Annotated in this window: 4 protein-coding genes and 1 pseudogene; 1 reads left to right on the top strand and 4 read right to left on the bottom strand. The window is 62.6% G+C overall.

Translation table 11 applies throughout. The features are described from left to right. Positions 1–65 precede the first annotated feature (65 nt). Positions 66–599, bottom strand: a complete 534-nt coding sequence (locus NZN28_RS14265) for a dTDP-4-dehydrorhamnose 3,5-epimerase family protein (RefSeq protein WP_295399278.1) — start codon at positions 597–599, stop codon at positions 66–68. A 60-nt stretch (positions 600–659) separates the two neighbouring features. Here NZN28_RS14265 and NZN28_RS14260 point away from each other — a divergent pair, with 60 nt between their 5' ends. Next, on the top strand, positions 660–1,484 hold the full coding sequence (locus tag NZN28_RS14260; protein ID WP_295399276.1) for a glycosyltransferase family 2 protein: 825 nt from the start codon (positions 660–662) through the stop codon (positions 1,482–1,484). Between the two features lie 22 nt (positions 1,485–1,506). On the opposite strand, the gene NZN28_RS14255 is transcribed toward NZN28_RS14260, so the two are convergent. From NZN28_RS14255 to NZN28_RS14245, 3 genes and pseudogenes are all read right to left on the bottom strand, one after another. Continuing rightward, entirely contained in the window at positions 1,507–1,917 is a 411-nt protein-coding gene (locus NZN28_RS14255; RefSeq protein ID WP_295399274.1) for a type II toxin-antitoxin system VapC family toxin, read from the bottom strand. Next, the gene (locus NZN28_RS14250; protein WP_295399272.1) at positions 1,914–2,132 is read right to left on the bottom strand and encodes a type II toxin-antitoxin system Phd/YefM family antitoxin; all 219 of its coding nucleotides are present in this window, start codon (positions 2,130–2,132) and stop codon (positions 1,914–1,916) included. The genes NZN28_RS14255 and NZN28_RS14250 overlap by 4 nt, the downstream gene beginning before the upstream one ends. An 87-nt stretch (positions 2,133–2,219) precedes the next feature. Further along, positions 2,220–2,551, bottom strand: a pseudogene (locus NZN28_RS14245) (glucose-1-phosphate thymidylyltransferase); the annotation flags it as partial.

Below are 2,551 nucleotides of genomic sequence, written 5' to 3'. Positions count from 1 at the left end.
CCGATGAACCCAGCCCCCCCGGTAACGACCACTCGTTTGAAATGCATCTCGAATCTCCTGAAAGGTTAGCCCCTGTCCTCGGCCCACAGGTCGGCGCCAAAAAAGTCCCAGGGCAGGCGGCCCTCGTTGGGGTCTGCGGGATTGAACTGGTCGTTCATGGCATAAAGCAGCAGCGCCCCCTTGTGGCCCGCGCGGTAGCCGTGGGCCACACCGGAAGGAATGAACAAAAGGGCCGGGGCCTCCCCCGACAGGAGAAACGAGCGTCGGTTGCCCCGGGTGGGCGAGTCGGCCCGAAGGTCTGCCAGCCAGACCAGCAAACTACCCTCCAGCACGCACCAGACCTCGTCCTGGGGGCGTTTGGGGTGAATGTGGAAGGCGTTGATGCGACCTGGAGAAGCCCACGAAACCGAAATTTGCCGGGCTTCAAACCGGGCCGCCAAACCCTCCACCTGGCCTCCATCAAGCCGGAGGTACTCCATAAAGGCCCCCTCGAGCGCCCGATACTTTGTAAGTGGCAGGTGCTGCACCCCTTGAATTTCGGGTGGGGCTGGATAGTTTTGGTAGCGCATGGCCGCTGCGGCTTGCTCGTCAAGACTCATCGCTTCCCTTATCCTAAAACAAGCTTTAGCGGAGGCGTAACTCGTCGCACCCGGAACGACATGAGCAAGGACTTCTCGATTATCGTCATTTCGCACAACACCCTGGGCATTCTGGATGAATGCCTGAAACGGATTGAAGCGCACTACCCCGAAGCCGAAACACTGGTCGTGGACACGGCCTCCACCGATGGCAGCCCAGACTGGGTAGAGCAGAATCATCCCAACGTGCGGCTGCTTCGGGTTCCCAACCGGGGTTATGCCTTCGCCGTCAACCGAGGGCTCGAGGCCGCCACCCGCCCTTATGTGGTCGAGATGAACAGCGATGTGTACCTGAATGCGGGCGACCTGGAGGTGCTCCAACAGGCCCTGCAGGCGCATCCGGGGGCAGCGCTGGCCGGGCCCGCGCTACAGACCCCGGCAGGCCGGCTACAGTCGCATGGGCCGCTGTATGCGCCCAACTACTGGAATCTGCGCAAACCAAGAGCAGTGCGCTGGGTTTCGGGGGCCCTCATCATGACCCGCAAGGGGGCTCTAGAGGAAATCGGCGGCATGGATGAGCGGTTTTTCTTCTACAACGAAGACCTCGAGTGGTGCACCCGGGCCCGCCGCAAGGGCTGGCAGGTGTTGCTGGTGCCCCGTCGGGTGCTGCACCTGGGGGGCAGCTCCACCCCCCAAGACCCCCGCTTCCTGGCCGAGGGCTACCGGGGGGGGCTGCTGTTCAGCCGCGACTACTACCCCGCGCTGCACGGCCTGCACCAAAAAGCGGTCTGGCTCGAGGCCCGTTTGCGAATCTGGCTTGACCCTGACCCTACCCGCAGGGCGGGCTACCGGATGATTCTGGATAAGGTTTGTAGAGGGGGTTTGGACAGGCCTCTGCTACCCTGACAAAAAGTGGCGTTTTGCCAGCTTACGCCCCCGGTTTCCAAAGCGTTTGCAGCTCCGAAAGCCCCTGCAGTTTTTCGTCGCGCGACACGAGCACCGCACCCAATCGAAGGGCCGTCGCAACAATGAAGCGGTCTGCGGGATCGGGGTGGGGCAGGGGGAGGCCATCGGCCTCCAGCGCGATGTAGGCATCCAGCGGCACCACTTCGATGCCCGGCACCCGCAAAGCATCCTCGAGCCAGTGCCTCACCCCTGAGGTGAAGGCCAGCCGCCCCTTCCGGGCCAGCACGGCCACCTCCCAAGCACTGATGGCGGACACAAAAAGCGCCTGCTCTGCGCGGGCGCCCTCCAGCAAAGTCTCCAGCCCCCTGGGAAGCTGAATGGGGTCGGCCAGGAAGTAGACCCAGGCGTGGGTATCGAGCAGGTAGCGTTTCAAGCCAGAGCCTCCCAGGGCTCATCCGTAGGCTCCTTGGGCTGCTCATAGCGCAACAGGCTACCTCGAAGGCGCTTTCGCACCTCCTCACCCCGGTATGGGCGGATTTCCAGCACCAACCGGCCCCGGTCGCTCAGAATCAGGGGCTCGCCCGTAGCCTCTACCCTGCGCAAAAGCTCCAGAGCATGGGCTTTGAAATAGCTTTTGGAAACTTTCATGCCTAGGGTCATAGTACATGGTCATTTTAGAGAAATCAAGCTGGGTTGCCTCTGTCAACAAATGCTCATAAAGGCTCCAGCCGAAGGTTACAGCATCACCCGGCTGCGATCCCCCAACACAAGCTGCAGCGTGTGACGCCTTGTATTCCCCTTACCATCCACCACCACCCCCTGCCCCAGGATGCTGCTGTCCAGGGGGTAGGGCAGCGAGTGCACCTGGGCCTCGTCCATCAGGATGGAATACTCCACCTCGCTGGCAACCACCCGGGCGTTTTTGCCGATGGCCGTGTACGGGCCCACGTAGCCATCCTCAACGAGGGCGCCAGCCCCGATATAGGCCGGGCCCCGCACGGTGCTGCGCACGATTCTGGCGCCCGGCTCCACCACCACCTCACCGATCACCTCGGCCTGCTGAAGCT

Origin of the sequence: Meiothermus sp. (assembly GCF_025056915.1) — a bacterium.
Lineage (GTDB): Bacteria > Deinococcota > Deinococci > Deinococcales > Thermaceae > Meiothermus.
The sequence above is the reverse complement of the archived record's forward strand: the minus strand, read 5'-3'. Positions and strand labels throughout refer to the sequence as shown.